Annotated in this window: 15 protein-coding genes and 4 pseudogenes; 2 read left to right on the top strand and 17 right to left on the bottom strand. The window is 66.7% G+C overall.

The window, feature by feature from the left end; all coding sequences use genetic code 11:
* Positions 1 to 7 precede the first annotated feature (7 nt).
* The 5 genes and pseudogenes from CFB50_RS35675 to CFB50_RS35660 form a co-directional block, all read right to left on the bottom strand.
* Positions 8 to 376 carry a hypothetical protein gene (locus CFB50_RS35675; protein ID WP_256979433.1) on the bottom strand — a complete coding sequence of 123 codons (369 nt, stop codon included), beginning with the start codon at positions 374 to 376 and terminating at the stop codon, positions 8 to 10.
* Positions 306 to 773: pseudogene (locus CFB50_RS40590) on the bottom strand (hypothetical protein); the annotation flags it as partial. The gene CFB50_RS35675 and the pseudogene CFB50_RS40590, both read right to left, overlap by 71 nt.
* Before the next feature lie 48 nt (positions 774 to 821).
* Positions 822 to 1169, bottom strand: a pseudogene (locus CFB50_RS40585) (ABC transporter transmembrane domain-containing protein); the annotation flags it as partial.
* Between the two features lie 77 nt (positions 1170 to 1246).
* Entirely contained in the window at positions 1247 to 2134 is an 888-nt protein-coding gene (locus tag CFB50_RS35665) for a BON domain-containing protein (protein ID WP_089449119.1), read from the bottom strand.
* Positions 2135 to 2321: 187 nt separating this feature from the next.
* A complete protein-coding gene (locus CFB50_RS35660; protein ID WP_089449118.1) occupies positions 2322 to 2690 on the bottom strand; it encodes a chemotaxis protein in 369 nt (122 codons plus the stop codon).
* A 282-nt stretch (positions 2691 to 2972) separates the two neighbouring features.
* On the opposite strand from CFB50_RS35660, the gene CFB50_RS35655 reads away from it, so the two are divergent.
* Positions 2973 to 4565, top strand: a complete 1593-nt coding sequence (locus CFB50_RS35655) for a PAS domain-containing hybrid sensor histidine kinase/response regulator (RefSeq protein ID WP_089449117.1) — start codon at positions 2973 to 2975, stop codon at positions 4563 to 4565.
* A 9-nt stretch (positions 4566 to 4574) separates the two neighbouring features.
* On the opposite strand, the gene CFB50_RS35650 is transcribed toward CFB50_RS35655, so the two are convergent.
* Together CFB50_RS35650 and CFB50_RS35645 are read right to left on the bottom strand one after the other, a co-directional pair.
* A complete protein-coding gene (locus CFB50_RS35650) occupies positions 4575 to 4925 on the bottom strand; it encodes a four-helix bundle copper-binding protein (protein WP_089449542.1) in 351 nt (116 codons plus the stop codon).
* Between the two features lie 2 nt (positions 4926 to 4927).
* Positions 4928 to 6133, bottom strand: coding sequence for a zinc-dependent alcohol dehydrogenase (locus CFB50_RS35645; RefSeq protein WP_089449116.1), 1206 nt, complete (start codon positions 6131 to 6133; stop codon positions 4928 to 4930).
* 163 nt (positions 6134 to 6296) lie between these two features.
* On the opposite strand from CFB50_RS35645, the pseudogene CFB50_RS35640 reads away from it, so the two are divergent.
* Positions 6297 to 6515, top strand: a pseudogene (locus tag CFB50_RS35640) (LysR family transcriptional regulator); the annotation flags it as partial.
* Here CFB50_RS35640 and CFB50_RS35635 read toward each other — a convergent pair.
* The 10 genes and pseudogenes from CFB50_RS35635 to CFB50_RS35590 form a co-directional block, all read right to left on the bottom strand.
* The gene (locus tag CFB50_RS35635; RefSeq protein WP_089449114.1) at positions 6461 to 7459 is read right to left on the bottom strand and encodes a transketolase family protein; all 999 of its coding nucleotides are present in this window, start codon (positions 7457 to 7459) and stop codon (positions 6461 to 6463) included. The pseudogene CFB50_RS35640 and the gene CFB50_RS35635 overlap by 55 nt on opposite strands.
* A complete protein-coding gene (locus CFB50_RS35630) occupies positions 7456 to 8301 on the bottom strand; it encodes a transketolase (RefSeq protein ID WP_089449113.1) in 846 nt (281 codons plus the stop codon). The genes CFB50_RS35635 and CFB50_RS35630 overlap by 4 nt, the downstream gene beginning before the upstream one ends.
* A gap of 40 nt (positions 8302 to 8341) precedes the next feature.
* On the bottom strand, positions 8342 to 9667 hold the full coding sequence (locus CFB50_RS35625; protein ID WP_089449112.1) for an MFS transporter: 1326 nt from the start codon (positions 9665 to 9667) through the stop codon (positions 8342 to 8344).
* Between the two features lie 74 nt (positions 9668 to 9741).
* Positions 9742 to 10491 (bottom strand): SDR family NAD(P)-dependent oxidoreductase, encoded by a 750-nt coding sequence (locus CFB50_RS35620; RefSeq protein ID WP_089449111.1) that lies wholly within the window; start codon positions 10489 to 10491, stop codon positions 9742 to 9744.
* A gap of 158 nt (positions 10492 to 10649) precedes the next feature.
* Positions 10650 to 11549: a LysR substrate-binding domain-containing protein gene (locus CFB50_RS35615; RefSeq protein ID WP_069249971.1), complete on the bottom strand. Its 900-nt coding sequence runs from the start codon at positions 11547 to 11549 to the stop codon at positions 10650 to 10652.
* Positions 11550 to 11983: 434 nt separating this feature from the next.
* Positions 11984 to 12106: pseudogene (locus CFB50_RS40370) on the bottom strand (VapC toxin family PIN domain ribonuclease); the annotation flags it as partial.
* A gap of 305 nt (positions 12107 to 12411) precedes the next feature.
* A complete protein-coding gene (qhpG, locus tag CFB50_RS35605; protein WP_089449110.1) occupies positions 12412 to 13926 on the bottom strand; it encodes a flavin-dependent monooxygenase QhpG in 1515 nt (504 codons plus the stop codon).
* A complete protein-coding gene (locus CFB50_RS35600) occupies positions 13923 to 15335 on the bottom strand; it encodes a radical SAM/SPASM domain-containing protein (protein ID WP_089449109.1) in 1413 nt (470 codons plus the stop codon). The genes qhpG and CFB50_RS35600 overlap by 4 nt, the downstream gene beginning before the upstream one ends.
* Positions 15325 to 16188: a hypothetical protein gene (locus tag CFB50_RS35595; RefSeq protein WP_089449108.1), complete on the bottom strand. Its 864-nt coding sequence runs from the start codon at positions 16186 to 16188 to the stop codon at positions 15325 to 15327. Before CFB50_RS35595 ends, CFB50_RS35600 begins: the two co-directional genes overlap by 11 nt.
* Positions 16178 to 17614, bottom strand: a complete 1437-nt coding sequence (locus CFB50_RS35590) for a hypothetical protein (protein ID WP_089449107.1) — start codon at positions 17612 to 17614, stop codon at positions 16178 to 16180. Before CFB50_RS35590 ends, CFB50_RS35595 begins: the two co-directional genes overlap by 11 nt.
* Positions 17615 to 17618: the final 4 nt, after the last annotated feature.

The following is a 17618-nucleotide window of genomic DNA, read 5'->3' as shown; positions in this document are numbered from 1 at the left end:
GCCGCGCTCAGATCGCCAGCGCGTCCGGCGTCGCCTGCGCGCGGCGCTTCGCGAGCGCACGCAGGCAGTGCGCGATGCAGCCCGCGAATGCCTCGTCGAACCACGGCTGCGCGCCCGACACGCCGACCACGATCCCGCCGAGCGCGACACCGCCCCACAGGTTCGTATCGCCCGCGCGCAGCCGGTATGGCTCCAGCGCCTGCACGAGGTGGCCGTCGCGGCCCGTTTCCCACGACAGCCGCGCCTTCGCGCGCGCATACGCACGGTAGTCGGCGTCCCAGTCCTTCGGGTCGGGCAACGAGAACTCATACAGGATCGCGTCCTCGAACGCCGCGTCGTGAGGCCCGAGCGCGGGATCCATGATCACGATGTGCAGGCAGCCGCTGTCGCCGACGAAGTCGCTCTGCAGCGCGGCCGACAGGCTCGGCAGGAGCAGTTCGACCGCGGCGACCGCGGTCTGGCGGTCGACAAACGCGCTTCCGGCGCGGCGGCCGATCAGCGCTTCGGGTGGCGGGTGGGACATGGGTTTCTCCAGAGGAAAATGCGAGTGCGCGCAACGTCGCGATCAGGTCGGCCGTTGCCGCGGGCTTGGTCAGGTAAGCATGGAAACCGGCCTCGACCGCGCGCGTGCGGTCGCGCTCGCGCGCGTGGCCGGAAAGCGCCACGCCCTCGAGCGGCGCGCGGCCTTCCCGATCACGCGCGGCGTCGATCTGGCGAATGCGCGACATCACCGCATAGCCGTCTTCCTCGTCGTCGCCCAGGTCGATGTCGCACACGAGCAGCGCCGGCCAGTCGGCCCGGCGCGCGCGCCACAGTTCGTCCAGCAGCATCACGGCCGCGATCCCCGCGCCGATGCACGCGCTCTGCCCGATATGCAGCGTCGACGGCGCGTACGGGTTGTCGATGCCCGCCTCGCGCCATGCGTCGAGCACACGTTCGAGCCGGTCGCGCTCGACGTCCTCGCGCGCGAAATACTTGACCGTATCGACGTTCAGCAGGCGGTCGACCACACGCGCGTTCGACTCGGCCTCCAGCGCATTCACGCGCCGCTGGTAGCGCATCCGCAGGCGCTTGAACACGGCCGTCCATGCCGCATGGATCGCGAACGTGACGAAGAGGATCGCGGTGAAGCCGCCGCCGTACTTGCCGACGACGATCACGAGCACCGCCCGGGCGGCGTATCGTCGGTTCCCGTCGTCATGCGTGCGGGAGGCGGTTCGGGGCGCGCCGTTTCGTGCACGCGCGCTCAGTGATGCGGTTTGCGCTCGCGGTCGCGACCGACGGTGCCCGGCTCGGGATCGAGCGCGGCAGGCTGCGTCGGCGTCACGGTCCGCTGGTCGGGATGCAGCACCATCCCCGAATCGTGCTCGCCCTCACGACGAACCCGCACGCGATTCTCGACGTCGCGCACGCACATGCAGCCGTCGGCCAGATCCTCGATACCGTGCTTCATCCATCGCGCCGGCACCGTGCCGTCCAGTTCGACGCGTCCATCCTGCACCTGCACCGTGACGTCGCTCACGTCGATGTCGAGTGCACGCGTGAGCCGCTCGCACACATCTTCGCGGATCCGCTCGTCCGATCGCGTATAGCCTTTCGGCCCGCGACGATTGCGCAACGCGTCGCGTTCGGCGTCGCTGCCGAACCGCGACAAGTCGGGGGCGCCGCCGTAGCGCCGATTGCCGTACGGGTCACCATAGGCGCGGTCGCTGTCGTACCCGCCCATCCGGTGATGCCCGCGAAACTCCGGGGGAACGCCGCGGTACTGGTTTTCCCCGTACTGGCTTTCCCGCCAGTCGCGACCCTGCGCGCGACGTTCGCGTTCGCCGTAGCCGGGATCGGGTTCGCGCGCCGGCTGGCGCTGGAAGTCGCCCTGCCAGCCCGCATCGGCCCCGCCGCGCCGCTGGCCGACCGGCCGCGCCGCGCGTTCGCTCCATTCGCTGCCCCAGTCTTCCGAACCGACGTCCTCGCTCACGAAGCGGCGGTACGCCGCCTCGTCGCCCTCTTCGGGCCATCGCGCCGGATCGTTCGGGATGCCGCGCTCGCCGGCGCCCCGGTATGCGCGTTCGTTGCGCTCCTGCCAGTCGGGCGGGCCACCGCGTTCGCCGTGCCGTCCGGGATATCGTCGTTGCATCGTGTCCCTCCTTGAGCGCGCCTGCGCCGCGCACGGCCCCATGCCGGGTCACGGCGCGCGTCGGTCAGCTCGAATGCAAGTCGCGTGCCGATGTCGTGGCCGAGGGAAGACGGACGCGCATTGCGACGCCGATCCGCTGCCGGACGCGAGAATCTGCAATGCGATTGCAGTTTTTGCGTGGCGGGCGCTACGGCGTGCCGTCATCGCCCGCTTCGTCCCGGTCATCCGATTCCGTCGTGCGACCGGGCTCGCTCAGCCGCTCGGTGCGGTCCGGCATAATGTCCATGCCTTCGTCGAGCGTCGAATCGCCGTCCGCCGACGCGCGCTCACCGGTGCCCGCACGGTCCGTATCGCTGTCGAGCGATGCATCGCCGCGTTCGAGCGCGTGATCGTCGAGCGGCGAATCGATGTCGAACGGATAACGCCGCGCGCCGGCCGTGTCGCTGCCGCTGTCGGAGGAGTCGCTCGGCCCCAGTGCGCGGCCGTCGCGGCCGCGACTGGCATTGTCGTCGTCCGGGTCGGACGGTTCGTTGTCGGGGTTCAGCGTGCTGTTCATATCGCTCTCCTTGCGGGGCTTCGCGGCCGCGTGCATCCGGGCAACCGCGGTATGGCTGGCGGACCGCAAGCGCGCGCAATCGGCATGCCGCATCGCGCCCCGGAACCGCTGGAACCGATTTCGCGCGGCCGGCACGACGATCGGCACAACCGATGCGCGCCCATTGATCACCCGCGTTGAGTTCCCTTATGCTTTCGGGGTGCCAATCCGGTTCGTACCGCCGCCGGCCCGCCCGACGGTGGCCGGGCGTGCTCGCTCGCCCGTCTTCGACAAGCCGCTCCGATGATGAAAGACGACATCGATCCTCGCTCGCATCCCCCGCCGCTCGGGCAATCCGAGGCGTGCGACCTGTTGCACCGCTTCGCCGAGTTCCGGTTCCAGACGGTGGTCGAGTCGATTACCGACTACGCGGTGTTCATGCTCGATCCGCACGGCAACGTCGCGACCTGGAACGCGGGGGCCGCGCGCATCAAGGGCTATCGCGCCTCGGAGATCGTCGGCCACCACTTCTCGCGCTTCTATCCGCCCGACGCGATCGCGGCCGGCCGGCCCTCGCTCGGGCTCGCCGAAGCGGCCGCCAACGGCCACTTCGAGGACGAAGGCTGGCGCGTGCGCAAGGACGGCTCGCAGTTCTGGGCAAGCGTGACGATCACGCCCGTGCACGATCACTCGCACCAGCTCTGCGGCTTCATCAAGATCACGCGCGACATGACCGAGCGCAAGCGGCTCGAGGAGCTCGAAGCGTCGACGCACCGGCTCAGCGTGTTCATCGCGATGCTCGCGCACGAGCTGCGCAACCATCTCGCGCCCTTGCGCCATTCGGTCGGCGTGCTGCAGAGCCTGGCCAACCCGGCCCCCTCGCTCGCGCAGTGCCGCGACGCCGTGAATCGTCAGGTCACGCAACTGACGCGACTCGTCGACGACCTGCTCGACGTCGGGCGCATCACCGCCGGCAAGCTCGAGCTGGACGACCGCCCCATTACCGTGCGCGACATCGTGTGCCGCGGCGTCGAAAGCATCCAGCCGAAGCTGGCCGCGCGCGGGCAGCAGATCCACGTCGATCTGCCATCCGATGCCGTGCCGCTGCACGGTGACGATGCGCGGCTCGTCCAGGTGCTGCACAACCTGCTCGACAACGCGTCGAAGTTCTCGCCGCTCGACGGACGCATCGACGTCGGCGCCCGGATCGAGGGGCCGGTCGTCGCGATCCGCGTGACCGATCGTGGCGTCGGCATCGCGCGCGACGCGCTCGAAACCATCTTCGACCTGTTCGAGCAGGAAAGCGGGTCGGACCGGCGGCCGGCCGAAGGCTTCGGGCTGGGTCTCGCGATCTGCCGGACGTTCGTCGAACTGCACGGCGGGCGCATCTCGGCCGAAAGCGACGGCCCCGGTCGCGGTGCGACATTTACGGTGCGGTTGCCGATCGACCGCATGGCGCGCGCGACACGCGACGAGGTGCGCGGGCCGGTCAAGTCCGCGCAAACGGACACTACGCCGCTCCGTATCGTCATCGTCGACGACAATCGCGATTCTGCCGACACGCTCGCCGTGCTGCTGCAGGTGAAAGGGCACGCGCCCCGCGTCGCCTACAACGCGCGCGACGCCCTGGCGCTCGCCCGCGACTACGCCCCGCAGCTGATGATCCTCGACCTCACGATGCCCGACGTCGACGGCTTCACGCTCCTGCACGAACTGCGCGCGATCGATGCGCTGCGCGACGCGACCTGCGTTGCGCTGTCGGGACATGCCAGCGCCGCGGACCTCGAGCGCACCGAACGCGCGGGTTTCGACGAGCACCTCGTGAAGCCCGTCGAAATAGCCGTGCTCGACGCGCTGCTGCAGCGCGTCGCGCGCCGGGTTCGCGACACGCCGTGACCGCCGTGCTCAAGCCACCGCGCGACACATCGCCGCGCATGCTTCACACGCGAGCGCGCCGCGGCGGCAATGATCGTGTGCATGCCGCAGGCATTCGGCCGCACACAGGTCGCATGCTTGCGCGCACAGCGCGCAGATGCTTGGCGTAAGCACACTGCGGCGCGCCATCGCGCCCGACGCGAAGCGGCACAGCTGCGCGCATTCGATGTCGAGCGCGATGCAGTCGGCCAGCGCTTGCGCGTCGCGCTCGGCGAGGCACGCGGCCGTACACGCATCGCATGCGTGTGCGCATGCGTCGCAAGCGGCCATGCAGTTGTCGTATTGATCGTTCATCGCAGTCCTCCCGGTTTCGGTTGGCATCGTCATGGCGTCAGCTTCACCTTCATCCAGCCCGGCTCGCGCGTGTCGAACGCGCGATAGGCATCGATCGCATTCGTCAGCGGTTCGCAACGCGTGAGCACCGACAGCGGGTCGAATGCGCCGCTGCGCACGAGCTCGACGAGCGGCGGCGTCACCGTTCGGTGATTGCAGTTGCCCATCTTGATCGTCAGGTTGCGGTTCATGGCATCGCCGACCGGAAACACGCGCGACGCCGACGGATACACACCGATCACCGCCACCGTGCCGGCTTTCGCGACCGCGCGCACCGCCCATTGCAGCACCTGCGACGGCCCGTCGCCCGGCACCCAGTTGCGGCCGTCCGGCTTGCGGTGCGGCGCGATCGCATCGACTTCCGCATCGAACGCATGCGCCGCATCGCGATCGGCCGCGGCCGGCCCGTGCGTCGCGCGCATCGCGTCAACGCCCACCGCGTCGATCACGCGATCGACGCCGATCCCGCCCGTCAGCCGCAGCACCGTCTCGACCGGATCGTCCTCCGAAAAATCGACGATCTCCGCGCCTTGCGCGCACGCCATCTCGAGACGCGACGCAACGCGGTCGACCGCGATCACGCGTCCGGCGCCCATCAGCTTCGCGCTCGCGATCGCGAACTGGCCGACCGGCCCCGCGCCGAATACGGCGACCGTGTCGCCCGGACTCACTTCCGCGAGCTGCGCGCCGAAATAGCCGGTCGGAAAAATGTCCGACATCAGGATCGCGCGATCGTCGTCGATGGCATCCGGCAGCCGAATCAGGCTTGCGTGCGCAAGCGGCGTGCGCGCGTATTCGGCCTGCAGCCCGTCGAACGCGCCGCTGTCGGCCGGACCGCCGAAGAACGCGGTACCCGCGCGTGGGCCGCCCGGGTTCGCGACATCGCATTGCGCGGTGTAGCCCGCGCGGCAGTACGCGCAACTGCCGCATGCGATCGTCGACGGAATCAGCACTCGATCGCCGCGCCGCAGGTTACGCACGTCGCGCCCGACCGTCTCGACGATGCCGACACCCTCGTGGCCGAGGATCGTGCCCGGCTTCATCCCGCCGAGGGTGCCGCGCACCATGTGCAGGTCGGTGCCGCAGATCGCGCTGGCCGTCAGGCGCACGATCGCGTCGGTCGCGTCGGTGACTTCGGGATCGGGCACCGTGTCGAGGCGAATATCGCCGATTCCGTGAAATACGACTGCTTTCATGTCAGGCCCTCCTTGTTCGAACGTTCTCGGAAATACCGAGAAAACAATCGAGCAAGGAGTGGGCCGCGGCGGCCATAGCTTGAATTCTCTCCGCAGTGCGGAGAGAATTCATCCGTCACGGCGCCAAGGACGTCGCTGAGGCACAACCGACGCGCCGCGCGGCCATCTTCGGCTCTCGGCCACGTCGATTGCCGAACCCTTCCTGTCGGGGCCGTGGCTGGCAAGCTTTGCGGTGCGTTATCCCGACGCGACCATCGACGTGACCGTCACGGACGAAGCATTCGACGTCGTCGCGCGCGGAGACGACGCTGGACGGCCGTCAGGCCGTCACCCGGCCCACGACCGGATATTCGTCCGCATCGCGCCGGCCGAGATCCCGTAACGATCGTGCAGCGTCGGCAGCGCACCCGCGGCGAGATACGCATCGGGCAACCCGATCTGCCGGAACGGCACGACAACGCCGGCCGCCAGCAGCGCGGTCGCTACCGCTTCGCCGAGCCCGCCGATCACCGTATGGTTTTCCGCGACGATCACCATGCGCCCGCTGCGCGACGCCTCGCGGACGATCGTCGCCGTGTCGAGCGGCTTGATCGTCGGTACGTGCAGCACCGCGACATCGACGCGATCGGCCTCGAGCGCCTTCGCGACCTCGAGCGAACGCATCGTCACGATCCCGGACGAGATCAGCAGCACGTCGTTGCCGTCGCGCAGCAGCTTCGCCTTGCCGAGTTCGAAACGGTAATCGTATTCGTCAAGCACGGCCGGCACGTTGCCGCGCAGCAGGCGCGCATACACCGGCCCTTTGTGCGCGGCCATCGCGGGCACCATCTGCTCGATGTCCAGCGCGTCGCACGGATCGATCACGGTCATGTTCGGCATCGCGCGCATCAGCGCCAGATCCTCGGCCGCCTGATGGCTCGGGCCGTAACCGGTCGTGAGGCCGGGCAACGCACACACCAGCTTCACATCGAGATTGTCCTCGGCGATCGCCTGATGGATGAAGTCGTATGCGCGGCGCGTCGCGAATACCGCATAGGTCGTGACGAACGGCTGCGCCCCTTCGTGCGCGAATCCGGCGGCCGCACCCATCAGCAGCTGCTCGGCCATCCCCATCTGGTAGTAACGCTCGGGAAATTCCTTCGCGAAGATGTGCAGGTCGGTGTACTTGCCGAGATCGGCCGTCATGCCGATCACGTTCTCGTTGGTCCGCGCGAGCTTCGCGAGCGCATGGCCGAACGGCGCGGCGCGGGTCGCCTGCCCGTCGGCCGCGATGGACGCGATCATCGCGGAAGTCTTCAGGCGCGGCTTGTTGTCGACGGTGCTCATGCGTGTCTCCCTGCTTCGAGTGCGTCGAGCGCGAGCTTCCACTCGTGCGCATCGACGCGAATGAAATGGCTTTTCTCGCGTGCTTCGAGGAACGGCACGCCGCACCCCATTTTCGTGTCGCAGACGATGATGCGCGGCTGCGGCGCGTCATGTTCGCGCGCATGGTCGAACGCGCGCTTCACCGCATCGATGTCGTTGCCGTCCACGCGTTGCGTGTACCAGCCGAATGCCTCGAGCTTATCGACCAGCGGCTCGAACGCCATGATCTGTGTCGACGGGCCATCGGCCTGCTGGTTGTTCACGTCGACGATCGCGATCAGGTTGTCGAGCTTCCAGTGCGCGGCCGACATCAGCCCTTCCCAGATCGCGCCTTCGTCCAGTTCGCCGTCCGAGAACAGGGTATAGACGAATGCGTCCGAGCCTTTGTGCTTCAGACCGAGGCAACGACCGACCGCAATCGTCAGCCCCTGCCCGAGCGAGCCGCCCGACATCTCCATCCCCGGCGTGTAGCTCGCCATCCCGGACATTGGCAAGCGGCTATCGTCGCTGCCGTAGGTTTCGAGTTCGTCGGCCGGCAGGATGCCGGCTTCGAACAACGCGGCGTACAGCGCGATCGCATAGTGACCGTTCGACAGCAGGAAGCGGTCGCGCCCTTCCCACTCGGGATCGTCGGGGCGATAGCGCATCGCGCCGAAGTACGCGACGGCCAGTACGTCGGCGATGTCGAGCGCCTGGCCGACGTAGCCCTGGCCCTGGACTTCGCCCATCAGCACGGCGTTTCTGCGGATGCAGTACGCGCGCTCGGCGAGCGTGACCGCTTCATGGATCGTTTCGGTATCCATCGATTACTCCAGTATTGGATCAGAAGGTATGCAGGTCGAATCAGCGGTTCACGGATCGCGGCACCAGGAACACCAGCAGCGCGCCGAACGCAATCGCAACGGAGATGAAGAGCAGCCCGGCGGTGGACCTGCCGGTCAGGTCGTTCAGCCAGCCGACGATCGCCGGGGAAAAGAATCCCGCGAGGTTCGCGAAGCAGTTGACCGCGGCAATGCCCGCGGCGGCCGACATCCCGCCGAGCAGCGCCGTCGGCAGCGACCAGAACTGCGACGATGACGCGAGAATGCCGGCAGACGCGATGCTCAGGCACACGATCGATGCGCCGACGCTGCCCAGCATCGGCAACGTCGCGAAACCCGCCGCCGCGATCAGCATCGGCACCGCGAGATGGAAGCGGCGCTCGCGGCGGCGGTCGGCGCTCATGCCGATCAGCGGCAACGCGACGATCGCGCACGCATACGGAATCGCGGTGAACAGCCCGACCCACAGCGGATCGGCGACACCGGCCTTGCGAATGATCGTGGGCAGCCAGAACGTCAGGCCGTACTGCCCGAGCACGACGCAGAAATAGATCGCGGCCATCAGCCAGAGCCGGCGATCGGCGACGAATGCGCGAATCGACAGGTGAGCGGTCGTGTGCGCGGCATCGGCCGATACGTTGCGCACGAGCAAGGCCTTTTCGGCATCGGTCAACCATTTTGCGCGGTCGATGCCGTCGTCGAGATACAGCAGGATCGCAAAGCCCAGCACGAACGAAGGCAGTGCTTCGAGCAGGAACAGCCACTTCCAGCCGGCCATCGACATCGCGCCGTGCAGCGAATGCATGATCGCGCCGGACAGCGGCCCGCCGATGATCCCCGCGAGCGGAATCGCCATGAAGAACAGCGACAGCGCCTTCGCGCGCCGCGCCGACGGGAACCAGTACGTGAGGTACAGGATCACGCCCGGCGCAAAGCCCGCTTCGGCGACACCGAGCAGAAACCGCAGCGCATAGAACGCGGTAGGCGACTTCACGAACACGAAGCTCGCGGATATCACGGCCCACGTCAGCATGATGCGCGCGAGCCAGCGGCGCGCCCCGACCCGATGCAGGATCAGGTTGCTCGGCACTTCGAACAGAAAGTACCCGAGGAAAAATATGCCTGCGCCCATTCCGTACACGGTCTCGCTGAACCGCAGGTCGTTGAGCATCTGCAGTTTCGCGAATCCGACGTTGACCCGGTCGAGATAGGCACCGAGGTAGCACAACATCAGGAACGGGATCAGCCGGCGCGCGACCTTCGCATAGGTCGCCGCTTCGAACGTCTGTACATCGCCCTGTTGCAGCATCTCGCCGTGAACCGGCGGTGCGGGATACTTTGCTCTCATGTTTGTCTCCTGCCACGGCCCCGGGTTGTCCCGGGTGCATGATGGGCGGCGCCGCACGTGTCGCGGCGCCGTTTTCAGTGGATCAGCATCCCGCCGTTGACGTCGAGCGTGATACCCGTCAGATAGCTCGACAGGTCGCTCAGCAGGAACAGGCATGCATGGGCGACATCGTCGGCTTCGCCGAGGCGGCCGAGCGGAATGCCCTTGATGATGTCCGCGCGCATGTCGGGCGTCAGTTTGTCGCCGGTGATGTCGGTCTGGATCAGGCCCGGCGTGATCGAATTGACGCGGATATGGTCACAACCGAATTCACGCGCCATCGCCTTCGCGAGCCCAAGCACCCCGGCCTTCGCGGCGCTGTAGTGCGGCCCGCCGAAGATGCCGCCGCCGCGCTGCGCGGATACCGACGACATGCACACGATGCTGCCGCCGCGCTGCTCCTTCATCGCCGGCAGAACGGCTTGCGACATGTACAGCGTGCCGCGCAGGTTCACGTCGACGATCGCATCGAAGTCGCGCCCGGAAATCTCCATCGTGCGCACGGGTTGCGTGATGCCGGCGTTGTTGACGAGGCCGTCGATGCGGCCATAGCGTTCCAGCGTCGCACGGGCTGCGGCCACGCACGCGTCGCGGTCGGTCACGTCGCAGGCCAGGCCGAGATGGTCGCGCCCGAGTTCGGCGGCTGCCGCCTCTGCGTCTTCCCGACGAAGGTCGAGGATCGCCACGCGTGCGCCGTGGGCGGCCAGTGCCCGGGCAGTGGCCTTGCCGATACCGCGCGGCGACGCGGCGCCGGTCACGATGATGGTCTTCTGGTCGAGCAACATCGGTCGTCTCCTGTGTGTTGATGTGTGCATGGAGTGTCGGCTCCCCTGACACCCGCATCAACGCGGAAACGCTCAGCCATAGTTGAGAAAAATTCAGATGACGGCGCGCGGCCGGTGCTGCAGCGCGATATCCCCGGGGGCGCGGCCGAACGGCCCGCTCAACCCGTTTGCTGATGAGCCGCGACTTCTCGCTCGATCCAGGCAAGGAAGCGCTTCACGCGCGGCAGCTCCGCGTTCTGCCGCGGGTAAACGAGATGATGTGCGCCGACTTCGACCGCATGGGCCGAGCCGAACACCGGCACCAGCAGCCCTTCGCGGATCTTCACCGACGCGAGCATCAGGCTTTCGAGCGCGATGCCGAGGCCGAGCGCGGCGGTTTCGAGCGACATGTATGAACGGTCGAATGAAAAATCGAAGGTCTTCTGGGCCGCCTGCGGCACGCCGGTTCGGCCGAACCACTGCTTCCACTGGACCAGCGGCGTTTCTGAATAGATCAGACGATGCGCTAACAGGTCTTCCGGCGCCTTGACCGGATGCCGTTCGAGATAGCGCGGCGACGCGAGCGGCGCGATGAACTCGCCGCGCACGGTCCGGACCTCGAGGTTATCCCAGTTGCCATAGCCGTGCCGGACGTCGATATCGTAGAAACCGTTCGAGAACGACACGTTTTCGTAAGAGCACGCGAGGTTCAGCTGGATATCGCCGTTCGCCTCCTGAAACGACGACAGCCGCGGCAGCAGCCACATCAACCCGAAGCTCGGGCTCGAATGCACGCGCAGGATATCGACTTCGGTGCGGCTCGACGCGCGCTCGGTCGCGCGGCTGAGATCGGCCAACGAGCCGGTGACGTCGGCCAAATAGCGTTCGCCGGTCGGCGTGAGGACGAGGCCGCGCCCCGAGCGCTGAAACAGCGGCTGACCGATCTGCGATTCGAGGTTGCTGAGCTGATGACTGACGGCGGACGCGGTCAGGCCGAGCTCTTCCGCCGCGCGGTTGACGCTTTTGGTCCGGGCGACGCTTTCGAACGCGATGATGGCCTTGAGCGGCGGGATACGCATATTGGAATCTTGGGAAATTTGCAGAACGCCGGCAATGCGATATCGCGCTCGGGCGATCATCCAGGCAAAGCCAGTCCAATATATTACGCGTCAAATTCCAGGGCGCCGGATGGCCTCCGTTCACCGTAGACCCACAAGGTTGTCCTCGTTTGCGAGGAGCGCATCGCGCTCTCTTTCACTGCACAACCGCGCACGTCCTAACTCAGCTCCTGAAGTTTCGACGTAGAAACTTCGAATCGCGAATGTGTTCCAAGGCAATGCCAGCAAGGCCTTGCGCTCCAGCCCCCAAAACCGGACTTCCCTTACCCCAGTCCGAACACTAAAAAACAACTAAAAGGCGGACGCGACGAAGCCCCGGATCCGGCGAGCGCGGGACGTCGGCAGCGTTCTCGGCAGCATCCGAACGACTCGTCGTGTATTAGCGATCGGCACGATTACTTGGTCAACTGCATCCCCACGACCTTCGAGGCCGACACGTCGAAAGTAGCCGTGTACTCGCACCCGGCTACTTGCCCGTAACGCTCGATCAGGCAGTCCGCGAAATCCGCCATCGCGGAGTGCCTTTCCTCGACCGAACCAGTCGCGCTCAGATGCCGGGGCTCGCTACTTCGGCGGATCTTCGAGGGCTGCCACCGGCACCGGGCCTCTTGCCTCGTCGCGAAGTGATTCGATGAACCGTCATCTCCCGATGGCTGACTCGAGCACGCTCGAGTCAGTGCTGAGCGCTCGCCAGCTCATCAGAAAACCTCAGCAGTTCAAACCGCGTTCCCGCAACGGACGAGCGATGGTCCGGAAAGTATCGCTGCGCGACGGGACAAGCGGTCACGAAGCGAGTGTGCTTGCGCCGCCCAATAACAGGCATTCACGCACCGAACACAGCGGGCTCGACCATTTGCTTGCTCCACAGCCATTCGAGCAGCTGTTGCGCCCTGGCCGCTTCCATCGATCTGCAGAGAAACGCAATCAGCTCGAGTGGATGCGTTGCCCGCGTCAGCATGTCGAGGAGCGGAAACAGCGCCACGCCATTCCAGAACGCGACGGGTCGATCAAGACTCGGATGCTGCAAGGCGGGATGCGCGGTGACGCGGTCGCCGGTCGCGCAAGGCACCACGACGATGCCGGTATTGCGGGCGAAGCGGATCGGACTGTGCAAGGACAACGGAGGCACGGGTTCGCCGGGCTGCGGCTGGTCCGACGGCACGCGCGCCCATTCCTCTTGCAGCGCGCGCGTCATGAGGTCTACGCGCGCCGCGATTTCGTCGCCGGGCGAGGACGTCGCAACCGGATCGGACGTCAACGCGGGCGTCGAGCGCAGGCGCCAGAAAGGCGATTCGGCGCACCATGCCTGACGGTAGTACCCGGCGGTCCATGCGAGGTGACGCGCCGCGCTTTCGATCAGGCGCGATTCGTAAAAGCGCCGAGCCAGTTCGCGCTCCGAGGCATCGCTTGCCCGGCACCACGTGTTGATCGCGATAGCGGCCTGCAGCGAGAAGCGCATCGCCTTCTCGACGCCCGAGGACGAGATCGGGTCGAGCGCGAACGCCGCGTCGCCGAGCTTGATGCGGCCGTCCTGCCAGGAGAGCGCGTCGACGTAGGGCGTCGATACGCACATGCGCGGCGAATCGCACCAACGCACACCTGCCATGTCCTTGAACAAGGCGCTTCGCGTGCAGGCGTTGCGCAAGACAGACTCCGGCTCGCGTTCGAGCGCGTCGTCCCGTGCGGAGGGATCGAACGTGAACATCACGCGGTAACGGCCGCCCGGCAGCGCAGCACCCCACATCCATCCGTCATCGAGCGCTTCCACGCGCGTGGCGGCATCGGCATGCGCAGCCGGTGTTTCCATCGCGGCTTCGGCCCATACCGTGGACAACCGAGGCGCGTGCAAGCGCTGCGGCTCGCGCCGGCTCTGCCGGCCCTGGGCATCGAGCAGCACGTGCGCCTCGACGGTCCGCAGCCCGTCGGGCGTAGCGATTTGCACGCACCAGGCACCGGGCGCTCCGTCGACTTGCGCGAGGCTCGCCGGCCGCAGCACTTCCACGCCGCGCGCCACGGCCAGGTGCAGCAACGCCGCATCGAATGCGGCGCGCTCCACGACGGCGCCGTCGTGCGCCACCGTCTCGATCGATTCGCTCGTCCAACGTACGCTCGTGGGCTTGCCTGCGAGGATGGGAACGGATTCGAGCACCTCGTCCGCGTCGAGGTAGTCGATGATGTTTCTGACACCCGGCGTCAGCGCTTCCCCGATCTGCGGACGAGGCCATAGCGGGCTTCGCTCGACGAGCAGCACGCGATGCCCGAGATGGTTCAAGCGCAGCGCCACGCACAGGCCAGCGGGACCGGCGCCGGTCACGAGCATGTCGAACGCGCGATTCACGCCGTTCCCGCACCGCTGGACGACGCGCCAGGCGAACCGGCAAACCACGCCGGCGCATAGCGCGCGAGCCTGCCGTGCGCGCCGATTGTATAGTGCAGCCAGCCGCGGATGTAATCGCAGGCGCTGCGTCCGCGCTCGAGGACCTCGTGATGGCATCCGCCGCCGCAAAGATAGCGCGCCCAGCATGTATTGCAGGGCTGTTGCTGGTGCACGTGACGCTCGGCGAGCCAGATCGTCTGGCGCGCCTGATCGACGCCCGTGGAAAGATGCCCCATGACGCCGGCCTCGTCGCCGACGAAGCGGTGACACGCCGCCAGCTCGCCATCGGCGGAGACGCCGAAATACCCCGCCCCTGCGCCGCACGGATACGGCCGATGCGTGCCGCGCTGGATTTCGCGCAGCGCGTTCTGCATGTTCGAGAACGGGTAGCGCTCGCCGCGCATGACCTTTTGCTCGAACGCGAGCCCGCAGGCGATCATCCCTTGCAGCATGTCTGCCATATCGTTCGGGCCCATTTCCGCGCGGCCGTTCGAAGCCCGCAGCAGCGGCGAGAAGCCGACGCTGTGGAACCCCATGTCGACGAAAGTATCGAGCGTGCTCGGCAAGTCGAGATTGAACGGCGTGACGGTCACGCGCGCCGAGACCTGCATGCGCCGCTGGCGCGCCAGCAACGGCGTCACGCGCTCGACGATGTGATCGAACGAGCCCATGCCGCCCTTGAACGGACGCAAGCGGTCATGCACGGGCGCGGGGCCGTCGAGGCTGACGGTGACAGCGAAGCCGTGCTCTTCGAAGAACGCTCCGTCATCTTCCTGCAGCAGACTGCCGTTCGTCGTCACTGAAAACTGGCATCGGATTCCGCGGGCATCGGCGCGCTCCCGCGCGTGGACAGTCGCCGCGCGCAGCACCGCGCGATTGGCGAGCGGCTCACCGCCCATGAATGCAAGATTGATCTTGCCGCCCTCGCTCGCCTGCTCGATCAGCAGGTCAACTGCCGCCAGCGCGGTTTCGAGCGGCATGTTCTTCGCCTTGCCGCCAAATTCCCCTTGCTGGGCGTAGCAATAGGTGCAGCCGAGATTGCATTTCTGCGCGACGGCAAGCGACAACGCGTGCACCGGCATCTCGGTCAACGGATCGTCGTCGATCGCCGGACGCATGTCGAGCCCGCGGCTCGCGACCAGCGAGGCGACGGCCTGCGCGTCCCCGTCCTCGATCGCCGCCTGAAACGCGTCATGCAGATCATGCGGCACATGAAACAGGCGGCTTCCGTTCACGAGCAACAGCTGCGCGCCCTCCGCATCCTCGACCACGTGGATCCCGGGATGCCGCGGGCGCGACGCCTCGACGATACGCGCCGCCATCGCCGACGCCAGCGGCGCGAGCGGCTCGACGGTGGGGTCAGGTTTCATCGGCATCCTTGCCGCGGATCACGAACTGCAGATCCTCCTGCCAGGACCGGAACAGATCGTCGTAGGACCACAACCGCGTGTCGACGCGATTGTCCGGCACGTACGTGCCTGTGCGGCGCTTGGAGAGCCACATGTCGCCGCGCGCCAGCCCGTCGTCGCCCGGCTCGACATTGACGAAGTCGGGTCGCGACGCGGCCCAGTAGTAGCACGCGCATTCGCGATAGTCGTTCTGCCAAGGCGCGCAGAGGCCTTGCGTCAGCTCGCCCGGCTTCAGCATCTCGAGGTTGAAGCTGGCGGTGTCGCCCTCGAAAAAGTGCCTCAGCGTGAGCGTCGTCTTCAGTGTCTCGGTTTTGCCGTGGTCGTAGTACACCTCTTCCAGGGCGTTCTCGTGAGCCGTGAATTCGCATTCGACCGGCTTGCCCTGCAAATGCACGATGCGGGCGATGGAGTTCGACCACTCCATGAACGACACCGCATTGGGGTTGGGCTTGCTCGCCAGCGTGACAGGATCCCCGCCTGGCAGCACCGGCCCGGTCGTGAGGACCATCGTGCCGACCTTGTGGCCGTCGAAGCTCAGCAGGCGGCGCGTCTTGAGATGCTCGTAGCCCGGCTCCGCATCGACGACGTAGTTGTTGTTCTCGACCAGGGTGATGCCGACGAATGCGCGCCGCCAGAAATTGCGGAAATCGAACTCCAGGCCCGGGAAGCAATTCGAAATCGCCGTGCGCGGCATCACCGAGGCCGGGTTGCCCACGCCGCGATGGTGAATCTGCGCGGTCAGGTTGGACGCGCGGATTTCCCCGTTGCCGGGCTGCTCGAGGTCTTTCGGAACGTTCGGGTCGTTAGCCGACATGCTTGTCTCCCTTCGGATCAGGTTGTCCGAACATCGCGTCTCGCGCCGCCTTGATCACAAGATTGATGTGGCGGCGCGTGAGCGTCAGGCTACGGCCATCCGCCCCGCGCATCAGGGCCGGCATCTTGCGCAGGCCCTCGGCGGTCAGGTCGCCGATGTCCTCGGGCTGGCGCAGCAGCTTGGCGAACCACGGCGCGCCACCCGCCGCCAGCGTGCTGAACACGCGCTCGTGCAGCGCACGCAGCGCGAGATTGTCGACGATCGATTCGGCGGCGATCGGCTCGTAATAGCGCTCGAAGTCGGCCGTGTTCTGCCGCACCATCGTGCTCGCGACGTTGAGCCTTCCGTTGACCGGGTTGCCGTTCATGACGGCGGTGTTCATGAGGCGGATCGTTTCGAGCGCACGCAGGACGATCTCCGTGGCTTCGTCGATCGATACGCTCTCTTCCGGGACATGGATGCCGTGGAGAATCTGCTCCATCTCGTCAGACACCACGCGCACCGGCATGGTATCGGGCGCATAGGCCGGCGGCCCGGCGCCGATATAGCCGTGCGCGCGCAGCGTGGAGCCGTCCTTTCTCGTCAGCACGACTTGCACGTGGCCATCGCATTCGTCGTCGAGATAGCCCCAGCTGACTTGATTGCCATCCTTGTCGGCGTATCCGGCAAAAATCTGCGCGGGGTTGGTCGGCGCGGGATGCTCCTTCGTGGGGCCGCCCGCCTCCCTGAAGCCGAGCCACTTGCCCGGCGTCTCGGCGTAGAGCAGGAGATGGTCGCGATCGATGACGGGATCGAGCTTCAGCTCGTCTTCGCGTTCCTTGTCCGAGGTGCGGCGCACCAGCCGCGTACCGTACACGATACCGGCGGCAGGGGTGTAGCGCAGGCGGATCTCGGGGAACTGCGCCGTCGGCTTGACGAACTGGACGTGGCCGAGCGGAAGATGCCGCCCCGGGCGAAAGTGCTCGCAATGGCCATGCATCGCGTGCCGCTTGTGATCCTTGAGGCCGGTCAGGTTCGCGTGGATCTTGTCGTTCGCGTCGTTGGTGCGGCGGTAGATCTTGATGTTGCCCAGATGGATATCCCAATGCAGGGCGTCGAGATCGAGTTGTTCCGCCGCGAGCAATTGCAGCGTGAGCGGCTGCAGCGTATGGGGCGCCTCGCTCGTGCGCGCAAACACTTCGAGAAAAGGCGCGACAGGCCGCACCTTCTTGTTCTCGTCCTTGAAGCGAATCGTGTCGGGCACATAGGCCTTCACGATCTCGCCGCTTTCGGGATCCACCTCCAGCGTGGTACGCGGCACGATGCGTCGAAAGTCGAGCGGGTTGTCGGGATCGACGACGAGGTCGAACGCTTCCAGCGGCGTCGCCGCAGCGCCCAGCCTGCCGACCGCGATGGGCGGCAAAATCCGGAGTTCCAGTATCGGCATGTGC

This window comes from Burkholderia sp. AU33423, assembly GCF_002223135.1.
GTDB lineage: Bacteria > Pseudomonadota > Gammaproteobacteria > Burkholderiales > Burkholderiaceae > Burkholderia > Burkholderia lata_D.
Note: the sequence above shows the minus strand (reverse complement) of the source record. Positions and strands in the feature narration are given on the sequence as shown.

What these genes read in the sequence shown, in the direction of transcription:
- CFB50_RS35660 (WP_089449118.1), bottom strand. Translation starts at nt 2,690, where the DNA reads ATGAACAGCACGCTGAACCCCGACAACGAACCGTCCGACCCGGACGAC.
- CFB50_RS35650 (WP_089449542.1), bottom strand. Translation starts at nt 4,925, where the DNA reads ATGCCAACCGAAACCGGGAGGACTGCGATGAACGATCAATACGACAAC.
- CFB50_RS35655 (WP_089449117.1), top strand. Translation starts at nt 2,973, where the DNA reads ATGATGAAAGACGACATCGATCCTCGCTCGCATCCCCCGCCGCTCGGG.
- CFB50_RS35625 (WP_089449112.1), bottom strand. Translation starts at nt 9,667, where the DNA reads ATGAGAGCAAAGTATCCCGCACCGCCGGTTCACGGCGAGATGCTGCAA.
- CFB50_RS35630 (WP_089449113.1), bottom strand. Translation starts at nt 8,301, where the DNA reads ATGGATACCGAAACGATCCATGAAGCGGTCACGCTCGCCGAGCGCGCG.
- CFB50_RS35600 (WP_089449109.1), bottom strand. Translation starts at nt 15,335, where the DNA reads ATGAAACCTGACCCCACCGTCGAGCCGCTCGCGCCGCTGGCGTCGGCG.
- CFB50_RS35635 (WP_089449114.1), bottom strand. Translation starts at nt 7,459, where the DNA reads ATGAGCACCGTCGACAACAAGCCGCGCCTGAAGACTTCCGCGATGATC.
- CFB50_RS35620 (WP_089449111.1), bottom strand. Translation starts at nt 10,491, where the DNA reads ATGTTGCTCGACCAGAAGACCATCATCGTGACCGGCGCCGCGTCGCCG.
- CFB50_RS35615 (WP_069249971.1), bottom strand. Translation starts at nt 11,549, where the DNA reads ATGCGTATCCCGCCGCTCAAGGCCATCATCGCGTTCGAAAGCGTCGCC.
- CFB50_RS35665 (WP_089449119.1), bottom strand. Translation starts at nt 2,134, where the DNA reads ATGCAACGACGATATCCCGGACGGCACGGCGAACGCGGTGGCCCGCCC.
- CFB50_RS35590 (WP_089449107.1), bottom strand. Translation starts at nt 17,614, where the DNA reads ATGCCGATACTGGAACTCCGGATTTTGCCGCCCATCGCGGTCGGCAGG.
- CFB50_RS35595 (WP_089449108.1), bottom strand. Translation starts at nt 16,188, where the DNA reads ATGTCGGCTAACGACCCGAACGTTCCGAAAGACCTCGAGCAGCCCGGC.
- CFB50_RS35645 (WP_089449116.1), bottom strand. Translation starts at nt 6,133, where the DNA reads ATGAAAGCAGTCGTATTTCACGGAATCGGCGATATTCGCCTCGACACG.